The following is a 22,365-nucleotide window of genomic DNA, read 5'->3' on the forward strand; positions in this document are numbered from 1 at the left end:
AGTCGTTATTTCATTTATGAATGTTTGTTTTCTACAACAAACCAAGGGTTTAATAAATCTTCTTTATTATATACCAAAGGCTCATTCTTCCCTGCTTGATATATCTCTTTTCCTGCCGCTCTTGCAATTGCATGTCCGGCTGCCGTATCCCATTCCATTGTTGGTGCAAAGCGCGGATATACATCAGCTTTACCTTCAGCAACCAGGCATATTTTAATTGAGCTACCACTTGATATCAACTCAACATCAGCATAGAGATCCTTCTTTTCCTTAATATATGATTCTGTTTCAGAACTCAGATGTGAGCGGGAAGCTACAATTACATACTTATCACTTATTCTAGTCTCTGGTAAACGAATAGAAGATGCAATTAATTCATCTAAAGATAATTCACCACGTTCGATAATATCAGATAATTTATATGCTCCCAAACTTTCTTCTGCAAAATAGAGTTCTCTCAATACAGGCAAATAGATTATGCCCATTACAGGCACAGAATTATGAACCAAGGCTATATTTACAGTAAACTCCCCATTCCGTTTAATAAATTCTTTTGTACCATCCAGTGGATCAACAATCCATAGAGTCTCCCAATTATGCCGTTCCGAATAAGGCAAATGTCTTCCTTCCTCACTCAATATTGGATGAGGTGTATCATTCAAATACTCACAAATAATATTATGAGCTTCACGGTCAGCGATAGTTAAGGGAGAATTATCCGCTTTTTTTTCTATCTGAAAATCAGATGCCGGATCATTGTAAATGGAAAGAATTTTCTCACCAGCCTGAAGGGCAGCGTCAATAGCATTCAGTATATATCGTCGTTCCATACTATATTCTTAACAAATATGAGGTGCAAAATTAAAACTTTTCTATCTCAAAAAGTTTCCAATGCTTTTTTTATAACTTCTTTTAAACGATAAAGAGAAATTTATAAGTACTTTTCACACTGTAAAGCTAGGCTTTTAAACTCATTTCCAACTAAAAAGGCAGTAACTTCACAGTTACTGCCTTAACTATGAAAGGAGGAAAATACCCCTTTCTTATGTATTACCAAAAAGAATTCTATTAATTGATGCGATACAACAGCCAAGCTCCTTGGAAATCCTTACGATTAGGATATTTAGCTTTGAATGCATCACGAGCATTAGCAGCCGATGCTCTATCAGCAAAAGTATTAACGATTACACGATACATAGCAGCATCTGCATTAAATACAACTATTGCATCATAACCTTGTTTATCTAAATAATCTTTCAGGTTTTCAGCATTAGCCTTTACTCCAAAACTACCGCATACCACACTATAATCTTTTAAACCACTAGTGCCAGAAACTACCGTTACTTTCTCTTGACGTACGCCGGCATTTGAACTTTCTACAACTCTTGCTTCAGTAGGAGCACTCACTACAGGAGCCACATCATCAGCAGAGGTAGTAGCCTGTGGTTCTGCCAGTTCTTGTTGTTTAGCTTTTTCGTATGCTTTCTTATAAGCACTTTCACTTGATTTACAAGAAGAGAATGCCAATGCTACGCATACTCCCATTCCCAATACAATTAGTTTTTTCATTCTTTCTATTTTTTTGTTAATAAATTCTACGTCTATTCCATCTCAAAACTGCATTGCATAAACGATACAAAATATCACGATTTACACAATCTATACTTTCGGACAGCAAATTAATAGAAATTTCATCATCTTTCAAAGAATTATTCCTAAAAAAACAAAGATGACGAACAAAGTTTCAAAAATTATTGTTATTTTTGTCATATGAACCTCTTAAAAGAAAGGAATACATTATGAAAGGATTAAATGTTTTGGCTGCTTTCTTGGGCGGCGCCGCAGTTGGTGCAGCTCTTGGTATTTTATTCGCTCCTGAAAAAGGAGAAGATACTCGTAATAAAATTGCAGAAATTCTTCGTAAAAAAGGCATCCGTCTGAACCGAAACGAGATGGAAAACCTGGTAGATGAAATTGCTGCAGAAATTAAAGGTGAAGCAACAGAATAAAGTTATTTAAAATAGAACCACTATGTTTTCAGACGACAAAAGCATTGATAGTATCCAACAGTTATTCATCGAATTCAAGAAATATCTGGAACTTCAGAAAGAATACACAAAATTGGAAGTTACCGAAAAACTTTCCATCTTGCTTTCTACATTTATCTTAGTAGTACTAGTCGTTACACTCAGCGTAGTGGTTCTGTTTCATCTTTCATCCGCACTGGTTTATGTATTGGCGCCATTGGTAGGCGGATTAATGACAAGCTATACTTTGATTGCTTGTTTCCACATTCTGCTTATCGTATTACTCATTATATTTCGTAAACAGCTTATCATTAACCCGACTGTAAAATTTATTGCGAAACTTTTTTTAGGTTCATCTGATTTAAAATAGAATATCCATGAACAGTACATCCCATACATTTCCTATCACTTTAAAAAGTATTGCACAACAAAAAGCTGAATTACTAGAGCAAATTCACGAGCAAAAAGATGTCATGAATGAACTTGCACGGGACATTTTTGCTCCGCTCGCTCCAGCTGCGGACAAAGCCAGTTCTATGATGAGAGCTTTCAACACCGGCATGGCAGTCTTTGATGGTGTAATGTTGGGACTAAAATTAATGAGGAAATTCAAAAAAATATTTGGAAGGAAAAATATATAAAGAAAAATATTACAACTAACATAGAAAAAGGGCACAATTTAAAGATTTACTTTATTTGTGCCCTTTCTTAAATTTATCTGATTGTTTTATTCAATTCTCAGACATAAGTTTCAAGTAATTTCACACGACCTTGTGGTATGATCGTTACTTCCTGAATTGCTGCCGGAAGCAATACTGTTTCTCCAGCCTGCAATGAAATTTCATTTTTTTCATTATCCACCAGACTACAAGCACCTTCTACACAGATAAAGATTACAAAAGAATCCAGTTCAGAATAATCGCAAGTGATTTCTTCGGTCATATCATAGACAGAAGTAGTAAAATAAGGACTAGCTACTATCTCAACCGGTTCATTCTGCGACAGCTCATAGTCAGTACGAAAATCATCTTGTACGTCAGTGAAGTTAATGGCATCCATTGCCTGGCTTGTATGCAACTCACGCGACTTTCCATCTTTATCTTTCCGATCGTAATCGAAAATACGATAGGTTATATCGGATGTTTGCTGAATTTCTGCTACAAAAGCGCCTGCTCCAATACCATGAACACGACCAGCCGGTACATAAAACACATCACCAGGTTTGATGTCACATGTCTGCAATACTTCTGCAAAAGTGCCGTTATGAACTCTCTCTTTATACTCTTTCGGAGTAATTTGTTCCGAAAAACCTGAGATTAGTTTGGCACCTTTATCTGCAGCAATAACATACCACATTTCATTTTTACCAAAACTGTTATGACGCTTTTTCGCCAACTCATCACCTGGATGTACTTGTATTGACAAGTCTAATTTTGCATCAATAAACTTTATCAACAAAGGAAATTTTGAACCGAAACGCGCATAGTTAGTCTCGCCTACCAGATCTTCTTTATACTTCCTGACCATCTCCGGTAGTGTTAATCCTTTATCAACTCCATTAGCTACAATAGACTCGCTACCTTCAACAGCTGATACTTCCCAACTCTCACCCACATTAGAAAGGTCTTCATTCAAATGTTTGAATGGAATAATCTTGTCGCCTCCCCAAAGCGTTTGCTTCAAGGTAGACTCAAATTTTAGAGGATACATTCGTTTTTTTTTATATAAAACATTCAGTTAATGATATGATCTTTTCAGATTATGGCAGCAAACATACAAAAAATATCAATTTGTCTTCTATTTGTTAAACGCTAAACTTTCCTAAAATGTTTTCCACATTTCCTTCCAATTGCTTGGGAGAACAAAAGAATTTCTTTTTATTTGCAAGAAATTTAAATAATACCACAGTATGATAAACACCGCTCCAACAGAAAGCAATTTGTCCGGTCTGGACAAAAAAGACTTTCAAAAGGATTTAAATGATAAAAAGACAGATCTATTTATCCTTCGAAATGTTCAGGGAATGGAAGTTGCAGTAACTAATTACGGATGTGCTATCCTTTCCATCATGGTACCCGATAAAAACGGGAAATATGCTAATGTAGTTTTAGGGCACGACAGTATTGATAATGTCATCAATAGTCCTGAACCTTTCCTTAATACGGTAATCGGACGTTACGGCAATCGCATTGCCAAAGGAAAATTCAACTTATATGGCGAAGAGCATCAGTTAGCAATCAATAATGGCCCTAATTCATTACATGGTGGTCCTACCGGTTTCCATACCAGAGTATGGGATGCTACACAGCCAGATTCCTCTACCGTTATTTTCAACTACATATCAGCTGATGGTGAAGAAGGCTTCCCCGGCAATCTGGAAGTAGAACTGACTTATCGCTTGGAAGATGAAATCAATGCATTAGTCATAGAATACCGAGCAACAACCGACAAAGCTACAATAGTCAATTTGACCAGTCATGGTTTTTTCAATCTGGCAGGTATCGCCAATCCTTCTCCTAGCGTTTTAAATAACATCGTCACGATTAATGCTGATTTTTATACTCCCATTGATGAAGTATCTATCCCTACCGGCGAAATACTAAAAGTGGAAGGTACTGCATTGGATTTCCGTACACCACACACGCTTGGTGAACGAATTGATGATAATTCCCAGCAGATGGTAAACGGTGCAGGTTACGACCATTGTTACGCATTAAATAAATCGGAGAATGGTGAATTAAGCCTTGCAGCAACCTGTACGGAACCTATCAGTGGGCGTACTATGGAAGTCTATACTACTGAGCTTGGAGTTCAGCTCTATACTGGGAACTGGTTGAATGGCTTTACCGGTGCCCACGGAGCAATTTTCCCTGCCAGAAGTGCAGTTTGCTTTGAAGCACAATGCTTCCCGGACACACCAAACAAACCTCATTTTCCATCAGCTATATTGCTACCGGGTGATGAGTATCAGCAGATAACCATCTACAAATTTGGTGTACAAGAATAAAATAACTAACCTAATTATAAACTTATAATTTTTTTTAAACCATGACACAACAAAAAACGAATGGTAAGCTCATCGCAATCATTACGATGATTTTCCTTTTTGGTATGATTTCATTTGTTACCAATCTTGCCGCTCCTATGGGAATTGTATTGAAAAACCAATTCTCTGTATCTAACGCATTAGGTATGCTGGGTAACTTCGGTAACTTTATTGCATACGCAGTGATGGGAATCCCCAGCGGAATTCTATTATCACGAGTAGGATATAAGAAAACAGCACTTATTGCAGTAGCTGTTGGTTTTATAGGCGTAGGCATCCAATTCTTATCAGGTCACGCCAGTCCTGAAATGGCATTTGCAGTATATTTGGCTGGTGCATTTATTGCAGGTTTCTCCATGTGTTTGCTTAATACAGTTGTTAACCCGATGTTGAACAAACTCGGCGGTGAAGGAAACAAAGGAAATCAGCTTATCCAAGTCGGTGGTTCTTTCAACTCCGTAATGGCAACTATTACTCCTATGTTCGTAGGTATTCTTATTGCCGGTGCCATCGAGAAAGCTACAATTTCTCAGATCTTCCCTGTAATGTACACAGCAATGGCTGTATTTGCTCTTGCATTCTTTGTACTTTTGTTTGTACCAATCCCCGAACCTAATGCTGCTAAAGCAACAGAGCCTATCGGTAAATTAATGTCCGGAGCTTTAAAATTCCGTCATTTCGTACTAGGAGCTATTGCAATCTTCGTATATGTAGGTATTGAAGTAGGTGTACCGGGTACTTTAAATTTGTTCTTGACTGACCCTATTGATAAGGGTGGTGCAGGTATCCCTTCTACTATCTCCGGATTTGTAGTAGGAACATATTGGTTCCTGATGTTGATCGGACGTTTGGCAGGTGCTTCATTAGGTGCTAAAATATCAAGTAAAGCAATGCTTACTTTTACTTCCGCTTTAGGTTTAATCTTGGTATTCCTTGCTATTTTCTCATCAACAGGTTCTTTGGTTAATTTACCAGTACTTCAACAAAGTGCTACCGGTGGTTTGTCTTTCGGACTTGCAGAAGTGCCTATTAATGCAATGTATTTGGTATTAGTTGGTTTGTGTACTTCTATCATGTGGGGTGGTATCTTTAACTTGGCAGTAGAAGGATTAGGAAAATATCTGGCTGCTGCTTCCGGTTTGTTTATGGTATTAGTTTGTGGTGGTGGTATCCTGCCTGTTATTCAAGGTTTGGTTGCTGACATCGCTGGTTTCATGCCTAGTTACTGGGTTATCATTGCCGCATTGGCTTATCTGCTATTCTACGGTTTAGTAGGTTGCAAGAATGTTAATAAGGATATTTCAGTAGAATAAAAAAAGACATATATAGGTAATTAGATTTATTCACCTTATAAAAATATTATATCATGGAAATAGAATACGTAAGAAGCCGCTTCATTAAGCACTTTGACGGAACAACAGGAGCAGTATATGCTTCCCCGGGACGCATCAACCTTATCGGTGAGCACACTGACTACAATGGTGGTTTTGTATTTCCCGGAGCTATCGACAAAGGGATGGTTGCTGAAGTAAAACCCAATGGCACAAACATTGTAAAAGCTTATTCCATTGACTTAAAAGACTATGTGGAATTTGGTTTGAATGAAGAAGATGCTCCCCGTGCCAGCTGGGCAAGATATATCTTCGGTGTATGCCGGGAAATGATGAAACGCGGTGTAGATGTAAAAGGCTTCAATACGGCTTTTGCAGGTGATGTACCTCTGGGCGCTGGCATGTCTTCTTCCGCTGCACTGGAAAGTACTTATGCTTATGCAATAAACGATCTATTTGGAGATAACAAAATAGACAAATTCGAACTTGCCAAAGTTGGCCAAGCAACAGAACATAATTACTGTGGTGTTAACTGCGGTATCATGGATCAGTTTGCATCCGTATTTGGAAAACAAGGTAGTCTTATTCGTTTGGATTGTCGTTCACTGGAATATCAGTACTTCCCCTTCGATCCGAAAGGTTATCGTTTGGTACTTGTAGATTCAGTAGTTAAACATGAATTGGCATCATCGGCTTATAACAAGCGTCGTCAGAGCTGTGAAGCAGCTGTTGCCGCTATCCAAAAGAAACACCCGCATGTAGAATTCTTGCGTGACTGTACAATGGAAATGCTGGAAGAGTCTAAAGCAGAAATCAGTGCCGAAGACTATATGCGTGCCGAGTATGTAATCGAAGAAATCCAACGTGTACTTGATGTTTGTGATGCTTTGGAAAGAGGTGACTACGAAACTGTAGGTCAAAAAATGTACGAAACTCATCATGGCATGAGCAAATTGTACGAAGTAAGCTGTGAAGAGCTCGACTTCCTCAATGACCTTGCTTTTGATTGTGGCGTAACCGGTTCACGCGTTATGGGTGGCGGTTTCGGTGGTTGTACCATCAACTTGGTGAAAGATGAATTGTACACTACCTTCATTGAAAAAGCCAAAGATCAGTTCAAAGTGAAGTTTGGCAGAAGTCCGAAAGTATATGATGTGGTCATCAGTGACGGTGCTCGCAGAGTAGAATAAGCAACAGACTTTCCGTTAACAACGCTAAAAAGGGCGCTTTCTTCAAAATGAGAAAGGCGCCCTTCTTTTTTTTAAATCCAAACTAAACTTAAAATTGACCTAACCCTGTCAATGCTAAAATCTGTTCTTTCACCAAATTCCTTCAGAAGTCATCTGAATGCGCTTCAGTGTACCATCGTCATTGTAAAACAAGCGATCGATGCATACCGAACGGCGAAAACTGCCTCCGGCGGTATTGATGGCACCATTGTGATAAATGAAATACCAGTCGTCTTTGAACTCGATGATAGCCTGATGATTGGTGTTGCAGTTACCTGCCAATTCGTTCAGAAGTCCTTTGTATTCCCAAGGTCCCGTGATGCTACGGCTCATGGCGTAACAAATCTTTTCGGGAAACTCGGAGGCATAGGAAAGGTAATACCAGCCCCCACGTTTATGAATCCAAGGAGCCTCCGTGAAACGAGGCAAGTCGATAGGAATGATAGAACCGTCCAGTTCCGTCATGTTCTTCTTTAAGCGGGCATAGTAGCATTGGCTGTTGCCCCAGCAGAGGTAAGCCTGACCGTCGTCGTCAATAAAGACAGTGGGATCAATATCATCCCAACAACTTTGGCTGCGCTCCGTAGTCATGTCGTTGGTGATGAGGGCAGAACCACGAGCATCAACGAAAGGACCGATGGGAGAATCGGAAACAGCAACACCTATGGACTTTCCGGGTATAGTACCGTGCTCTACGGTGACGTACCAGTAGAACTTACCGTCACGCTCAATGACTTGGCTTGCCCATGCTTCACCTTTCGCCCAAGAGAAGACCGAAGCACTCAAGGGAGTGGGATGTTCCGTCCAATTCTTGAGGTCAGCGGAGGAAAAGACACACCATTCCTTCAACTGATAATGCTCGGCCGGAGGGGGACATTCATCGTGACCACCATATATATAGATCTTGCCGTCGTAAACCATAGCGGCAGGATCACCTACAAATTTATATTTCACAAGAGGATTGCCATCCGCGACAAAAGAAGTATCCTTTTTTGCTAACAGCCCCTGCGGGACTGCCAGCAAAAAAGAAAAGAATCCTAAAACAATTGTGCCAAACCTATTCATTGTATTCTTTTTCATAGTGTACAATTCAAGATATAAACAGCAAATGTATTCGCTTCAAGCTCTACACTCAACGAGCGACCTTCAGCCTGCAAGGCAGACTCGCGAGGAGTGATGGCGACAGGATTGTCAAGCGTATTATCCTTATCCATCTCCACAGAGCTCAGTTTGATGCAACGTCCACCGGTAAGCGTCTGTTGCTTCTTCAGTCCGTCGAAAGTCAGATTCAGCGTTTGGGACTTGTCGGAGGTATTGGCAACCTTCACAATAATTTCATGCTTGTCCGCGTCGTAGACTGCACTGGCAAAGAGTCCGTTCTGTCCTTCAGCTCCCGTTAGCGGTTTCTTGTCCATAGTCAGAGGAAGTACATTCGTACCCTTGCAGGTGGAGTAGAGTTGCTGCACATAGTAGCTCACGGTGCGTACCGACTGGAGGTTGTCATACCAAATCATATCCGGACGCCACTGCCAGCCTTCGACATGTGCAAAGAGCGGAGCATAAGTAGCCATGTGCACTATATCGGCATTGCGTTCAAGTCCGGTCATGAAAGCTGCCTCGAGGAGAGCGGCATGGTAGTGATTCCATTTCTTACCCTTGCCATGGCAGGCATATTCTCCGGCAAAGACCTTAGGTCCCTTGCGGTCGTAGTTGTCATAACGGGCTCCCTGACTGAGGAACCAAGACTCCGGACGATAGAAATGCTCGTCCACCAAGTCGGCTTTCAGGCGTTTCATCTCAGGCCAGAGGTAATCGAATTGCTTTCCTTCGGAGTCAGGACCTGAACTACCTATAATTTTTATATCAGGATAAACCTTACGGATGGCCTCAACAAAAGGTACAAGATGTTCAGGATATTCAGTTCCCCATTGCTCGTTGCCGATGCCGATAAACTTGAGGTTGAAAGATGCAGGATGCCCCATGTCGGCACGTACTTTACCCCATTTGGTATTAACATCACCGTTGGCAAACTCAATCAAATCGAGTGCATCCTGAATATAAGACTGCAAATCACAAACATCTGCATGAGCATCTGCATTCGGATTTTGGAACTGGCATGCCAATCCGCAACTCAATACGGGGAGTGGCTCAGCACCAATCTCTTCGGAGAGTTGGAAGAATTCATAGAACCCCAGTCCATAGCTCTGATAGTAGTCGGGATAGAAGCGGTGCGGGAAGGTGTACTGCCAACGATTTTCGTTGAGCGGTCGGTTTTCGACCGGCCCCACAGAATTCTTCCAGTCATAGCGCGTCTCCAAGTCGGTACCTTCCACGATGCATCCACCGGGGAAACGGAAGATACCAGGCTTGATGTCAGCCAGTGCTTGGGCAAGGTCCTTGCGCAGACCGTTCTCATGTCCCTGCCAGGTATCGACGGGAAAGAGCGAGACATGCTCCAAGTCCACCGTCTGCGGTGAGGCTAGGAAGATACGGAGCACGGCTTTAGAATCTGTAACGACAGGCTTCAGCATCACCTGATACTTCTTCCATTCACGCGAATCAATAACCAGTTCACTGGTGGTCAAAGCATGTTGTTCGCCCATGGATTTAGTATCGACCAGCTCAATACGAATCTTTCCGGCCTCCCCACCATCGGGGATGCGTGCCCACACAGAGAAGCGATACTCCTCGCCCTGCTTCACACCGATACCAAAGAAACCTTCGTTATCCAGCCCCGTCTGCTTGTGCGGATGTCCAGCATAGGCCAAACGCACATAATGGGGATTCTTCTCAAACGGTCCATCGTCCTTCAGCGACACACGCCCGAAGGTCTTCCAGCCCATTAGTTTCTGCGGGAACTCGAAGGAACGGTTCTTCACCAACTCGGCATAGAGCCCACCATCAGCGGCATAGTTAATGTCTTCAAAAAAGAGCCCATACATGGTGGGCTGTATTTCCGCACCCAGTTTCTTGGTTTGCACGACGAGTTCATTGGTCTGAGCCTGAAGCATCATGCCTGCGGTCAAGGCCATAACGGCTAATAATCCTTTGCTTTTAATCATGTTTCTATTAGATAAGTTTATATTCATAATTACCTTCATGGCAGCACATCACTACTTTTTCATACTTTACATTCAATAAAGTGTCACTGTACTAGTAGTAAAGTACTACTTTATCTATTGTAAAGCGTCACTGTACTACTAGTAAAGTACCACTTTATCGGTAGTAAAGTATCACTGTACAATATACAAAGTAATCGTACAGTAATAAGTCTCTGATAATCATTTGGTTCTTTTCCCCCACACCGACCGTCCCCGGCTATCGAGTCCGGTAAAGAGTATGGTTTCCGTCTCGTTCTCCCAGTCGTGACCGGCAAAGACAATCAGGTTTTGCAATGCTTCGCCGTTCAGCACCAGCGTCAGCATCTGACGGCTTTCCGTAAAGGTCCAGTTGCCCCTGCCCTCACCCAGTTTGCCGGACTTCTCCAGACTCAACGGTTGCGACATGTTCCACTCTTCCTTCTTCAATTCGCCTTCGCCCCAAAGTATCTGCCCGGCTTCCAGTTGCCGTTCATACAAAGGCTCCTGCACACGAATGATTTCCCACTCGCCTGCCAAATCCTCCGGAGAGAACCGGCGTGACTCACTGCCTGCATAACGCTCGGGCGACACCACCGGCCAGCCATCTTCCGTGAAGAACACTTGTCTCAGGTGGAGGTTCATCAACTGATTGTGTGGCGAAAGACGTCCCTGATGTACCATGAAGTACTGCCCGTCGTCCGTCGTGAACACCCCGCAATGTGCCGTACCTGCCCATCCGGGATGATTGGCAAAGCGGTAGGGCGCTGTCAGAATAGGGAAATTGTTCGTAGTGTCGGCTACAGCCTTTCCGAAATAATCCGTAAACGAACCTTCCGCCTTGTCCGAACGGGAGACACGTACATTGTAGGTCGTCATCAGTGGGTCGTAGGAAGTAAAGAGGAAATATTGCTTCAAGTCGCGATTGTAGAAAATTTCGGGTGCTTCGAGGTTATCTTTCCGGTAGTTGGCGCGGCGAGCCGTCAAGTGTCCCTTGTCATCGACTTCAGCCGTGAGCCCCGTCTCCGGATTCAGTTCCACGCAATACAGTCCACCGAAGTAGGAACCGTAGTGCATCCACCACTTACCATCAGCAGCGTCTACCACAACGCTAGGGTCGATGGCGTTCATCGCCGTCCCGGGACCGGTCTTCACTACACAACCCATCTGCTTCCAAGGACCTTCGGGAGAATCTGATTCCGCCAAGCCGATATAGGACGTATTGAGACCGAAAGCCGAGACACAATAGTAAAGTCGATAGCGGTTCTCGTAAGGAATAATGTAGGGCGCCCAGATGTTCGTGGCTCCCTTACCCCCGGTACAAGCATGCACCCATTCCACCGCCTCCTGCGGAATCTCGGGAAATGCCCACCCGCAGAACTCCCAATGCACCAGGTCTTTGGAACGGCGCACCTGGATGTAACCCAACGGCACACCTTTTTCTTCAGCCTCCCGACGATTCTCCTTGAAAATGGCGTCGGTGGAGTACATATAATAATAGTCGCCCAACTTCCGGCACGAAGGATCGTGCACGTTATAAGTTCCCCACGAGCGGTAATTGTCCATCGAAGATACGGCAGAATAGTCGTCCTGCCAAGGATTGGGCGAGGACACTGGTGTAAACACCGAAGGTGTGCATCCTGACAACAGAATGCACATCCAGCCAAAGGCCATGCAAAGCAAGTTTTTCATCATATTAGCATTAACATTGTTCATGCTGCGAAAATACGCCGGATTCCAGCTACGCAAGGTGGACAAACGGACTTTTAAGGTGGACAAACAGTCATTTTCACCAAAAGAGCCGGCAATTTTTCGGAGATTACGAGTAATCTACATATCTTTGCCTCAAAGGCGAGGAAAAGCTACACTCCAACGTATTCGAGCAAACTTGCTCCTGCCTTGGTTCTGTGTTTTCTTTGTTCCAGACTAATACAAATCAGTATGAAAAAATACATCGCTTTACACCTTATTATATTAAGCACCCTCCTGCTATCCTTCTGCCCTTTCTCCATTCTGTATGCGCAGGAATCGTTCACCGATCGCTATAATATCAGCTACATCACCATGAACGAAGGTTTGCCCCATAACTTCGTCGACGATATCTATCGCGACAGCCACGGCTTCCTCTGGATATGCATGGGTGGCGGCGGACTGTCACGCTACGACGGCTACGAATTCATCAACTTCACCCCCGACACTCCCCACTGCCGACTAAAGAGCAACTTTATCCGCAATGTCTACGAAGACAATCTCCAACGCCTATGGGTCGTTTCTGAAGGAGGAACCGACATCATTGACCTCTCCACCCTACAGTCCGTTCCCCTGATAGACGAGGGGAAGTTATCCACCGACCTTTCACGCCAGCCCGCCTCCCTCGTCATAAGCGATGCCACGGGCTGCATCTGGCTACATTGTGGCAACCGACTCCACCGTATCTCCTTCGATGAAGAAGGAGGTATCAAAGAAATCCGCTCCCTTGATGCTCCCGGTATCTATCGCAGCGAAATCACCTTCAGCGATATAGATCAAGACGGCAAGGTATGGATAGGCCTGAACGGCAAACTCTGCAAGGTAAACGCCGACGCGAAAGGTGGGCTCACGGCCGTTCCCGTAGCCGAATGCCTGACTTTTGCCCCCGACACTTACTTCACCGACTTCATTGCCAAGGAAAATGAAGTCTGGATTTCAACCAACCTAGGTCTGTACCGCTATAACAGAAACCAAAACATCGTGAAGCACTATGAGCACATCCCCGACAACCCATATTCCCTCTCGCAAAACTTCCTGACCAGCCTGGCCGTGACTAGCGATCAACAACTGATTATAGCCACCTTACGGGGTATCAGCGTCTATAATCCCCTCAAAGACAACTTCGAACGCATCAGCGACAGTTTCTCCGAAACCGGCAGCAGTCTGCTGAACAGCAACTTCGTCAACTGCATCACCGTCGAAGGAAAACATATCTGGATAGGAACAGAAAGCGGTGGCATCAACAAATTCACCTCCAAACGCCTCTCCATACAGAACTTCCTGCACGACCGTGAGAATCCCCAAACCCTTTCACACAATCCCGTCAATGCCATCTACGAGGATAACCAAGGAACCCTGTGGGTGGGTACCGTAGAAGGCGGACTGAACCGAAAAGAAGCAGGCAGCAACCGTTTCACTCACTACACCCACGAAAATGGAGCACTGAGCCACAACTCCGTCAGCGCCATCACTGCCGACTCGCAAGGCAGACTCTGGGTAGGCACCTGGGGAGGCGGCATCAATCTGCTCGACCGGAAGAATCCCAAGCAAGCACTCGAAGTCATCTCTACAGAGAACGGCAGCGGCTACCCGGTAGACTTCATCGGCGCCCTAGCGTACGACTCCATCAACAACGGAATGTGGATTGGAGCCAACCAAGGTATCTTCTTCTATGACTTCAAGAGTCGGAAAGTCCTTTCCCCAATGGCCGACCACGCTGCCGAAGACATCCGCGGATGCATCGGCTCCATCATCGACAAGGACGGCCAATTGTGGATGGGTTGTCTGGATGGCGTCTATGTCATCGACCTGCATTCCCGCCCGAGAACATCGCCGGACGGTTCATTTTCCTACCGCTATCTGAAGTACAAGCTGGATGACCCGTCCTCCGGCCTGATTGAGAAAATAACCTGCTTCTATGAAACAGGCAACGGAACCTTATGGCTGGGTAGCAACGGCTACGGGCTCTACAAACGGACAGTTGACGCCAAAGGTAAAGAATGCTTCACAGCCTACACCACTACCCAAGGCTTGTCCAACAACAGCATACACAGCATCCTCGAAGATAGCAAGGGATGCTTGTGGATAGCCACCAACAACGGTCTCTCCCGCTTGCTGAAATCGGAAGAGCGCTTCATCAACTACACGCTACAGGACGGACTGAGCAATACCCAATTCTATTGGAATGCCGCCTGTCGCTCCACTCGCAACGAGCTATACTTCGGTAACGTAGCCGGTCTGGTGATGATAGAATACGACCTACCCGACATTTCTCAGCAACCTTCGCAAGTGCGCTTCACCCGGCTGATAGTGGGCAACGAAGAGATACGGCCAGGCAGTAAACAGTTGCCGCTAGATATATCCGTAACCCAGGAGATACGTATACACGAACGCCAGAAATCCTTCTCGCTAGAGTTCTCCGCCCTCAATTTCGAACCCGACGATGCAGCCACCTACAGCTACCGCCTCATCGGCTTTGACAAGGAATGGATACAGGTGCCCAGCAACCGCCGCTTTGCCAGCTATACCAACCTATCGCCCGGAAACTATACACTGCAAGTGAAGTATTCCTCCAACAACGGTAACCGGGAAGAGGTGGTAGCAGAGCTCAGAATCATTATCCTCCCCTATTTCTATAAAACCGCCTGGTTCATTCTACTGGTTCTATTCCTGCTTTCGCTCATCGTCTGGCAATTCTACCAGTGGCGCATACGCAGCCTAAAACACCAAAAAGAGCTTCTGCACCACAAGGTGGAGCAACGCACCCACGAGCTGAACGAGCAGAAGCAGTTACTAGAGAAGCAGACAGAAGAACTTTCCAGACAAAATGAGGTGCTGAAGCAACAGAACGAAAAGATTACCAGCCAGAAAGCCCAATTGGTGCAAATGGCACGCAAAGTGCAGGAACTCACTCTGGACAAAATTTCTTTCTTCACCAACATCACCCACGAATTCCGCACACCGATAACCCTGATTATCGGTCCCATCGAACGCGCCCTGAAGTTGAGTTACAACCCGCAGGTAATAGAGCAACTGCATTTCGTGGAACGCAACTCCAAGTACCTGTTGTCGCTTGTCAACCAATTGATGGATTTCCGGAAAGTAGATTCAGGAAAGTTCGAGATTGTCAAAAGTAAGAACAATTTCCTGAAATTCGCCGACGAGCTCATCATCCCATTCCAAGCCATCGCCCGGGAGCGCAACATACAGTTAAAACGGTACTACCACATGCATACACCGGAAATCGCCTACGACGAAGAAGCTATGCACAAGGTATTCACCAACCTACTGAGCAACGCCATCAAGTTCACGCCCAACGGCGGCACCGTATCTCTATTCGTTGCCCTACTTCCCCCTGCCGGAACCCGCAAGGGCACCCTCTACATCTGCGTCAGCGATACCGGCAGCGGCATTCCTACCGAAGACCTACCCAAAATATTCGGCCGCTTCTATCAGTCGCAAGGACAAACCAAATACCCCATGTACGGGCAGGCTGGAAGTGGCATAGGCTTGTATCTATGTAAACGCATCGTACAGATTCATGGCGGTGACATCTATGCCCGCAACAACCAGCATATAGGTTGCTCGCTGCGCATCCTACTACCTCTTTCCGAAGAGACAAGCAGTACCGTGACAGAGATTGTAGAAAGACACGCACAGCCAGACACTCCTGCCTTCTACCAGACGGACACACTGGAGAAGAAAGGCCTCCGTATCCTCGTCGTAGAGGACAATGCCGACATGCGCGGCTACATCCGCTCCATCCTGCGCGACAAATACGAAGTGACAGAAGCTGCCGACGGCGCCGAGGCCCTGGACATACTGAAATCACAGTACATAGATTTCATCATCAGCGACCTAATGATGCCCGTCATGGATGGACTGGAACTTTCACGCAAAGTGAAAGAAAACATCTCTATCTCCCACATCCCCTTCCTGATGCTGACAGCCAAGACTTCGCAAGAATCGCGCATCGAAAGCTATCGCATCGGCGTCGACGAATATCTGTTGAAACCCTTCGACGAAATCCTGTTGCTAACCCGCATCGAAAACATCCTCGAAAACCGCAAACGCTACCAAAAGAAGTTTGCCATAGCAATGGATGTAGATGTTCTGAATATGGAAGAAGAATCAAGCGACAAGAAGTTCATCAACCATGTGATGGAAGTAATGAAGGAGCACTACAATAACTCCTATTTCGAGGTCAGTGATTTCTGCGAAGCGGTAGGTGTAAGCAAGAGTCTGCTGAATAAAAAGCTACAAAGTCTCGTCGGACAGCCAGCAGGACAGTTCATACGCAACTACCGCCTGAACATTGCCCGCGAACTATTGCTGAAAAACCGGGAGAATAAAAGCATGAACATTGCGGAAATTGCATACGAAGTAGGGTTCAACGACCCTAAATACTTCACTAGATGCTTTACCAAATACTTTAATGCAACACCCAGTTCACTGCTTAATGAAGAAGAATAGCTGAAATATTACCCTCTATACGGAATAAGCGCATTTTTTACACTTATTATTCATTTGTCCACCTTATAAAGTCGTTTGTCCACCTTCACTTATAGCGCAAGCCCTACTTTTGCCATGCAATCGGAGCTCAATCCTTTCGGAGAGAACCATGCACTTAAGTTTAATTTTAATATTAATATTATGAAGAATGACAAAAGAATGGCTGCCGCATCGTGCACGGCATTGGCTAAATTCAACCTTCCCCAATTGATTTTCATTACGCTTGCGAAGCCTGTGACCTGACTATCTTCGGTAGTCAACGTCGGATCATGCCATGCATCAATCCGACATCGTAATTATAGTTAGCAACAATCTAATTGATTATTTTAATAATAACCTTAATACTTTTAAAAATGAGGAAACATTTATTTTTTTCCGTAATGCTTAGTCTGTGTGCCTTTGGCGGTATGGCAGTGTATTCTACACCTGCCATGGCTACCGTGACACAATCTCCGACTATCAAAGTTCGTGGTCAAGTTATCGACGAACAAGGTGAACCTATGCCAGGGGCTACCGTCAAGATTAAAGGTGGACAAGGCGGAACCATTACCGACTTGGATGGAAACTTCCAACTGGAAGTTCCTGGAAACGCTATCCTTTCAATAAGCTATGTGGGTTTCAAAGAACGTGAAGTGGCTGTTCGCAATCGTGCCATCATCGAAACCATTCAGTTACAATCCGATGATCAGATGCTTGAGCAAGTGGTTGTCGTAGGTTATGGTACACAGAAGAAATCCGACTTAACCGGTTCAGTTTCTGTAGTAGATGCGGAAGCCTTGAAACAGACATCAAACTCCAACATCTCCACCATGCTCGAAGGCAAGGTTTCTGGCGTACAAATCACCTCTGACGGACAGCCCGGTGCCGACCCTAGCGTACGTATCCGTGGTATCGGATCTTTCGGAGACACCTCTCCTCTTTATGTTATCGACGGTGTTCCCATGGGAACTTCCATCCGTGATTTCTCTTCAAATGATATTGAAACCATCCAGGTGCTGAAGGATGCTTCTGCTGCTGCCATCTACGGTTCGCGCGCCGCCAATGGTGTGATTATAATCACCACCAAACGCGGACAAAAAGACCAACCGCTGAAAGTGGATTACAATGGATACTTCGGTATGGATTATATTCCTAAGGGTATCTATGATGTAATGGATGCTGACCAATACAGCCAGTATATCGGTCAGGCGTGCGTAAACTCCAACACTCCGTTGCCATCGGGATACAAGCTTAACAGTGAAACTGGAAAATATCATTTCCAAGATAACACCAACACTGACTGGTTTGACGAAGTATTCAAGATGGGTATCCGTCAAAACCACAATGTGAACCTCGCCGGAGGTGGTGCTCATAACACCTATAATATATCATTAGACTATTTCAACCAAAAAGGAACTCTCGAAGGTGCCGGTCCTAACTACGAACGTTACACTGCACGTGTCAACAACACAATGGACACCAAGTTCGTGAAGTTCCAGACCAGCCTTGTCTACTCTCACTCCAACCAAGACAACATGGGTTTGTCAAATGCTTCCGAATACGTTCAAGGTTTGTATGGAGACGTAACCAACGTGCTGCGCGGTAGTATGCTGATGCAGCCCACCATCAAAGCATACGATTCTTCTACATGGGTACTTGATAACTTGGTGGGAATCGCTAACAACTTCAATTATGACGCTTATGGCTACGGTGTTTACTACGATACCGTGCATGGTGACATCTCCGCTTCCAACCCGTTGCTGGTAAATAACCTGCTGCAACGCAACACCCGTGTGGATCGCTTCGTAGGAACCGGATCGGCCGATGTGGATATCCTCAAGATGATTGGCGTTGACAACAAGAATCATAGGCTCAACTATAAAGTCAACCTCTCTTACAGTAAAACCCATTGCAAGGACTTTACTTGGATCCCCGCATGGGTACAGAGTAACCGTGTGTACTTGGCAAAGAGCAACGAACGACTCACCAAGGGATCACGCGACTATTCGGATGCTTTGATAGAGAATGTACTTACTTACGATGGTACGATAGGCAAGCACCACATCAACGTACTGGCAGGTCAGACTTACGAAGAAGAAAACACCGACCTGCTGACCGGATGGGGAATCAACTTCACCGAACCTTATTTCCTACAGCTCCAGAATGCTGCCAACACGTATTCTGAAAGCTACGAATACAAGCATTCCATCCTTTCCTACATCGGTCGTATCAACTACAATTACGATGACAGATACTTATTTTCGGCAACAGTGCGCCGGGATGGTAGCTCCCGCCTGACCAGAAGTATCCGTTGGGGAACTTTCCCCTCCGTCTCTGTGGGCTGGCGCTTTGACAAAGAGAACTTCTTCCCCTTTGACCAAAATGTTGTAAACCTGTTCAAGGTCCGTGCCAGCTATGGTGAACTCGGTAACGAGAATATTGGTGAGTATATGTATCAGGCTGTAATGTCACGCAATAACATGACTTACAATTTCAACGGTAATGTAGTGACTGGTTCTGCCATTTCCACTTTTGTGGACAATAACTTGTCATGGGAGAAAAAGAAGACCTACAATGTGGGTATCGACATCGCCTTGTTCCGCAACCGCTTGGAGTTCACGGCCGAATGGTACAAGAACATCAGCGAAGACCTGCTATATTCTGTCCCTGTTCCCGAGCAAGCCGGTGTGTCCAATACCACCGTTACAATGAATGCCGCCTCGATGAACAACTCAGGTTTTGAGTTCTCGGCTACTTACCGCAACCGCGACCATGCCTTCAAGTATGAACTTTCTGCCAACCTCAGCACGGTACGCAACCGCGTAACTTCTTTGGGTTTTGGCACCAACTCTTACATCTCCGGAGCCTTCATTACCAATGTAGGCCAAGAAATAGGTCAGTTCTACGGCTGGGTTTATGACGGTATTGCCCGTACACAGGAAGACTTGGACAACCACGCCACTCAAGAGGGTGCCCAGATTGGAGACTGCCTCTATAAGGATGTAAGCGGACCGGACGGTGTCCCCGACGGTAAAGTAGACGCCAACGACCAAGTGATTCTGGGAAGCGGTATGCCTAAAATAAATTTCGGTATCAATGCTCGTTTTGAGTACAAGCGCTTCGACCTGAGCATCGCTACCTTCGGTACGCTGAATCATCATGTCAGCGATGACATCTACAACTCGCTCAATTCTTGTTACGGCTGGGGCAATAAGGATGTAGCCGTCCTCAATGCCAACCGCTTCAGTGAAGACGGTAGCACTTACCTTTCCAACGTGCCACGCACCTATATCACCAATAGTGCCAGCTTGGCTTGGAATGACCTCTTCAGTTCCCGCAAGATTCAGAATGCGGCCTACTGGAAGATAGCTAATGTAGAATTGGGCTACAACTTCCCTAACGAGTGGTTCGGCAAATATGTATCCGATGTACGTTTCTACGTATCAGCACAGAATCTCCACACATTCACCGGCTATCACGGTTATAATGTAGACTATGCGGGAGGAACTTTCACCCCGGGATACAACTTCTGTTCTTATCCTACTGCACGTACTTTCATGTGTGGCGTTCATTTTACATTCTAATCGTTACTATCTAGTACCTAAATACTAAAAACATATCTTATGAAACTAAATAAATATTCACTTGCTCTCATTTTGGGATTTAGCACGCTGGTTTCTTGCAGTGACAAAATGGATCTGTTGAATCCCAACCAGCAAACCTCAAGTACTTTTGGCTTTAATGCCGATGATTTGGAGGAATGCGTGATTGCCGCCTACAACCACATCCGTATGGAGGGTTCCTATGCCCGTGTAGGTTACACCATCGACGTCTGCCGTGGCGATGAAGCGTGGAACTCTTCGCAAGTATGGTACATGCCTTTCGATGACCTTAATGCAGAAGTTACTTCGGACATCACATGGTGGCCTTGGCGCGAGTGGTACTACACCATTAACGTGTGCAACTTCGCTATTTCCCGTTGCGATGAAGATAACAGCCAACTTTCTGAAAAAATGAAACGCATCAAAGGACAAGTGCTTTTCCTGCGCGGCCTATCGTACTACAACTTGGTTGGTTACTATCAGAATCCGCCCCTCATCACGGATTACGCCACTTACTCTTCATTGGAGGGACTTTATGGCGGCAACAGCACCTATGATGCCGTACTCGACCAGGTGGAAAAAGATTTCCACGAGGCGATGGAATTGCTACCTTCCCGTAACGAAGGCGGCGAATGGGCAGGCGGACGGGTTACTTGCGGTGCTGCGGCAGGCTATTATGCCCGCGCCCTTATGATGCGCCAAAAATACAGCGAAGCACTCACGGTATTGAAAGACATCATCGGCAAGAAATATGGCACTTATAAACTGATGGACAACTATGGAGATAATTTCCACGAAGGTTCGGCCTACGAGAACAATGCAGAGAGCCTCTTCGAGGTACAGTTCCTCGACTATAATTCACAGGGAACTGATGACGAATGGACGCCGGTGAACACGAGCCCCAATGCCACACAAGGCTCTGCCATCGAGAGCAACTTTGCTCCCGGCAACTATGGCGGATGGGCAGATATCTCGGCTTCACCTTGGCTCTATCAACTTTTCAAAAGTGAACGTACCACCAATGGCAAACTCGACCCCAGACTCTATTGGACCATCGGTACTTACGAGACCGATTGGGAGAATTTTGAGTATGGTAACGTGGCTTACACCCACAAACTTTCGGCCGCCGACAATATCGTGACGAACAACACCTATGGTGGCCTGCCGATTGCTAAATTCACGAATCTCCGTACAGGTCTGTATAGTACTGTGGTTACAGGTTTGCACGATGGAATCAACCTGCGCTTGATGCGCTATTCTGATGTGCTGCTCCGTGCTGCCGAGTGTGAGAACGAAGTCAATGGTCCCACACTGCAGGCTATCAACTGGATTAACGAAGTGCGCAATCGCGCTGATTTGCCCGACTTGAAACTTTCCGACTTCGACACTGCCGACAGGCTCTTTGAGCAGATAGCCAACGTAGAGCGTCCCAAAGAGTTCGGATGCGAATTTGGCCGAGGCTTCGACCTCATCCGCTGGGGATTCTTCTATGATAGCAGTCGTTTGCAACAACTCAAGGAACACGGCACTTTCAGTCGTTCCACCGAAGCAGTGAAAGACCCCGTCAGCTACAGCGATATAGCAACGAATTCCACACTGAAGAGTTCCTTCGATACTTACATACCGGGACATGAGTTCCTGCCTATTGTGCAGCAGCTGACCAACAATAACCCGAACTTGAAAGGTAACTCCGCCAACTATAGTACAGATAATTCCACTTACTTCCAGGAAAGCGGAAGAAAAGTACGTCCGGCTGTAGATTTAAGCAAGTAAATAAAATTAGAAACAATCCATTACCTATTAAAATTTAAGA

The 22,365-nt window shown here is 45.1% G+C and carries 15 protein-coding genes; 9 read left to right on the plus strand and 6 right to left on the minus strand.

The genetic code is table 11. The annotated features are described in order from the left end of the window. Nucleotides 1-14: 14 nt before the first annotated feature. On the minus strand, nt 15-830 hold the full coding sequence (cysQ, locus tag Q1W14_RS05870; protein ID WP_300699869.1) for a 3'(2'),5'-bisphosphate nucleotidase CysQ: 816 nt from the start codon (nt 828-830) through the stop codon (nt 15-17). A gap of 238 nt (nt 831-1,068) precedes the next feature. Continuing rightward, complete coding sequence (locus Q1W14_RS05875) at nt 1,069-1,569, minus strand: SPOR domain-containing protein (RefSeq protein WP_300699871.1); 501 nt, start codon at nt 1,567-1,569, stop codon at nt 1,069-1,071. A 230-nt stretch (nt 1,570-1,799) separates the two neighbouring features. Here Q1W14_RS05875 and Q1W14_RS05880 point away from each other — a divergent pair, with 230 nt between their 5' ends. The 3 genes from Q1W14_RS05880 to Q1W14_RS05890 are packed head-to-tail and all read left to right on the plus strand — an operon-like array spanning nt 1,800 to nt 2,668. Then, on the plus strand, nt 1,800-2,009 hold the full coding sequence (locus Q1W14_RS05880) for a YtxH domain-containing protein (RefSeq protein WP_300699872.1): 210 nt from the start codon (nt 1,800-1,802) through the stop codon (nt 2,007-2,009). Nucleotides 2,010-2,031: 22 nt separating this feature from the next. After that, on the plus strand, nt 2,032-2,397 hold the full coding sequence (locus Q1W14_RS05885; protein WP_300699874.1) for a phage holin family protein: 366 nt from the start codon (nt 2,032-2,034) through the stop codon (nt 2,395-2,397). A 7-nt stretch (nt 2,398-2,404) separates the two neighbouring features. Next, nucleotides 2,405-2,668, plus strand: coding sequence for a hypothetical protein (locus Q1W14_RS05890; RefSeq protein ID WP_300699876.1), 264 nt, complete (start codon nt 2,405-2,407; stop codon nt 2,666-2,668). 97 nt (nt 2,669-2,765) lie between these two features. On the opposite strand, the gene Q1W14_RS05895 is transcribed toward Q1W14_RS05890, so the two are convergent. After that, the gene (locus Q1W14_RS05895) at nt 2,766-3,737 is read right to left on the minus strand and encodes a type I phosphomannose isomerase catalytic subunit (protein WP_300699878.1); all 972 of its coding nucleotides are present in this window, start codon (nt 3,735-3,737) and stop codon (nt 2,766-2,768) included. A 199-nt stretch (nt 3,738-3,936) separates the two neighbouring features. Between Q1W14_RS05895 and Q1W14_RS05900 the strand changes: the two genes are divergently transcribed. Genes Q1W14_RS05900 through galK form a run of 3 tightly spaced genes read left to right on the plus strand, consistent with a single transcriptional unit; the run spans nt 3,937 to nt 7,594 of the window. Continuing rightward, entirely contained in the window at nt 3,937-5,034 is a 1,098-nt protein-coding gene (locus Q1W14_RS05900) for an aldose epimerase family protein (protein WP_300699879.1), read from the plus strand. Between the two features lie 41 nt (nt 5,035-5,075). Beyond that, on the plus strand, nt 5,076-6,386 hold the full coding sequence (locus Q1W14_RS05905; protein ID WP_300699880.1) for an MFS transporter: 1,311 nt from the start codon (nt 5,076-5,078) through the stop codon (nt 6,384-6,386). Between the two features lie 53 nt (nt 6,387-6,439). Then, nucleotides 6,440-7,594, plus strand: a complete 1,155-nt coding sequence (gene galK / locus Q1W14_RS05910; protein ID WP_300699881.1) for a galactokinase — start codon at nt 6,440-6,442, stop codon at nt 7,592-7,594. A 129-nt stretch (nt 7,595-7,723) separates the two neighbouring features. Here galK and Q1W14_RS05915 read toward each other — a convergent pair whose 3' ends face one another. From Q1W14_RS05915 to Q1W14_RS05925, 3 genes are all read right to left on the minus strand, one after another. Beyond that, nucleotides 7,724-8,698 (minus strand): glycoside hydrolase family 43 protein, encoded by a 975-nt coding sequence (locus Q1W14_RS05915; protein ID WP_300699971.1) that lies wholly within the window; start codon nt 8,696-8,698, stop codon nt 7,724-7,726. A gap of 11 nt (nt 8,699-8,709) precedes the next feature. Continuing rightward, nucleotides 8,710-10,695: an alpha-L-arabinofuranosidase C-terminal domain-containing protein gene (locus tag Q1W14_RS05920; RefSeq protein ID WP_300699883.1), complete on the minus strand. Its 1,986-nt coding sequence runs from the start codon at nt 10,693-10,695 to the stop codon at nt 8,710-8,712. Nucleotides 10,696-10,914: 219 nt separating this feature from the next. Then, nucleotides 10,915-12,402 (minus strand): arabinan endo-1,5-alpha-L-arabinosidase, encoded by a 1,488-nt coding sequence (locus Q1W14_RS05925; protein WP_300699973.1) that lies wholly within the window; start codon nt 12,400-12,402, stop codon nt 10,915-10,917. A gap of 249 nt (nt 12,403-12,651) precedes the next feature. On the opposite strand from Q1W14_RS05925, the gene Q1W14_RS05930 reads away from it, so the two are divergent. From Q1W14_RS05930 to Q1W14_RS05940, 3 genes are all read left to right on the plus strand, one after another. After that, nucleotides 12,652-16,932, plus strand: a complete 4,281-nt coding sequence (locus Q1W14_RS05930) for a two-component regulator propeller domain-containing protein (RefSeq protein ID WP_300699884.1) — start codon at nt 12,652-12,654, stop codon at nt 16,930-16,932. Between the two features lie 392 nt (nt 16,933-17,324). Beyond that, nucleotides 17,325-20,534 carry a TonB-dependent receptor gene (locus Q1W14_RS05935; protein WP_300699886.1) on the plus strand — a complete coding sequence of 1,070 codons (3,210 nt, stop codon included), beginning with the start codon at nt 17,325-17,327 and terminating at the stop codon, nt 20,532-20,534. Nucleotides 20,535-20,573: 39 nt separating this feature from the next. Then, a complete protein-coding gene (locus Q1W14_RS05940; RefSeq protein ID WP_300699887.1) occupies nt 20,574-22,325 on the plus strand; it encodes a RagB/SusD family nutrient uptake outer membrane protein in 1,752 nt (583 codons plus the stop codon). Nucleotides 22,326-22,365: the final 40 nt, after the last annotated feature.

The sequence above is a fragment of the Bacteroides sp. genome (assembly GCF_030151085.1).
Lineage (GTDB): Bacteria > Bacteroidota > Bacteroidia > Bacteroidales > Bacteroidaceae > Bacteroides.

What these genes read in the sequence shown, in the direction of transcription:
- Q1W14_RS05940 (WP_300699887.1), top strand. Translation starts at nt 20,574, where the DNA reads ATGAAACTAAATAAATATTCACTTGCTCTCATTTTGGGATTTAGCACG.
- Q1W14_RS05895 (WP_300699878.1), bottom strand. Translation starts at nt 3,737, where the DNA reads ATGTATCCTCTAAAATTTGAGTCTACCTTGAAGCAAACGCTTTGGGGA.
- Q1W14_RS05875 (WP_300699871.1), bottom strand. Translation starts at nt 1,569, where the DNA reads ATGAAAAAACTAATTGTATTGGGAATGGGAGTATGCGTAGCATTGGCA.
- Q1W14_RS05885 (WP_300699874.1), top strand. Translation starts at nt 2,032, where the DNA reads ATGTTTTCAGACGACAAAAGCATTGATAGTATCCAACAGTTATTCATC.
- Q1W14_RS05880 (WP_300699872.1), top strand. Translation starts at nt 1,800, where the DNA reads ATGAAAGGATTAAATGTTTTGGCTGCTTTCTTGGGCGGCGCCGCAGTT.
- Q1W14_RS05930 (WP_300699884.1), top strand. Translation starts at nt 12,652, where the DNA reads ATGAAAAAATACATCGCTTTACACCTTATTATATTAAGCACCCTCCTG.
- Q1W14_RS05935 (WP_300699886.1), top strand. Translation starts at nt 17,325, where the DNA reads ATGAGGAAACATTTATTTTTTTCCGTAATGCTTAGTCTGTGTGCCTTT.
- Q1W14_RS05905 (WP_300699880.1), top strand. Translation starts at nt 5,076, where the DNA reads ATGACACAACAAAAAACGAATGGTAAGCTCATCGCAATCATTACGATG.
- Q1W14_RS05920 (WP_300699883.1), bottom strand. Translation starts at nt 10,695, where the DNA reads ATGATTAAAAGCAAAGGATTATTAGCCGTTATGGCCTTGACCGCAGGC.
- Q1W14_RS05900 (WP_300699879.1), top strand. Translation starts at nt 3,937, where the DNA reads ATGATAAACACCGCTCCAACAGAAAGCAATTTGTCCGGTCTGGACAAA.
- Q1W14_RS05925 (WP_300699973.1), bottom strand. Translation starts at nt 12,402, where the DNA reads ATGAAAAACTTGCTTTGCATGGCCTTTGGCTGGATGTGCATTCTGTTG.
- cysQ (WP_300699869.1), bottom strand. Translation starts at nt 830, where the DNA reads ATGGAACGACGATATATACTGAATGCTATTGACGCTGCCCTTCAGGCT.
- Q1W14_RS05915 (WP_300699971.1), bottom strand. Translation starts at nt 8,698, where the DNA reads ATGAATAGGTTTGGCACAATTGTTTTAGGATTCTTTTCTTTTTTGCTG.
- galK (WP_300699881.1), top strand. Translation starts at nt 6,440, where the DNA reads ATGGAAATAGAATACGTAAGAAGCCGCTTCATTAAGCACTTTGACGGA.
- Q1W14_RS05890 (WP_300699876.1), top strand. Translation starts at nt 2,405, where the DNA reads ATGAACAGTACATCCCATACATTTCCTATCACTTTAAAAAGTATTGCA.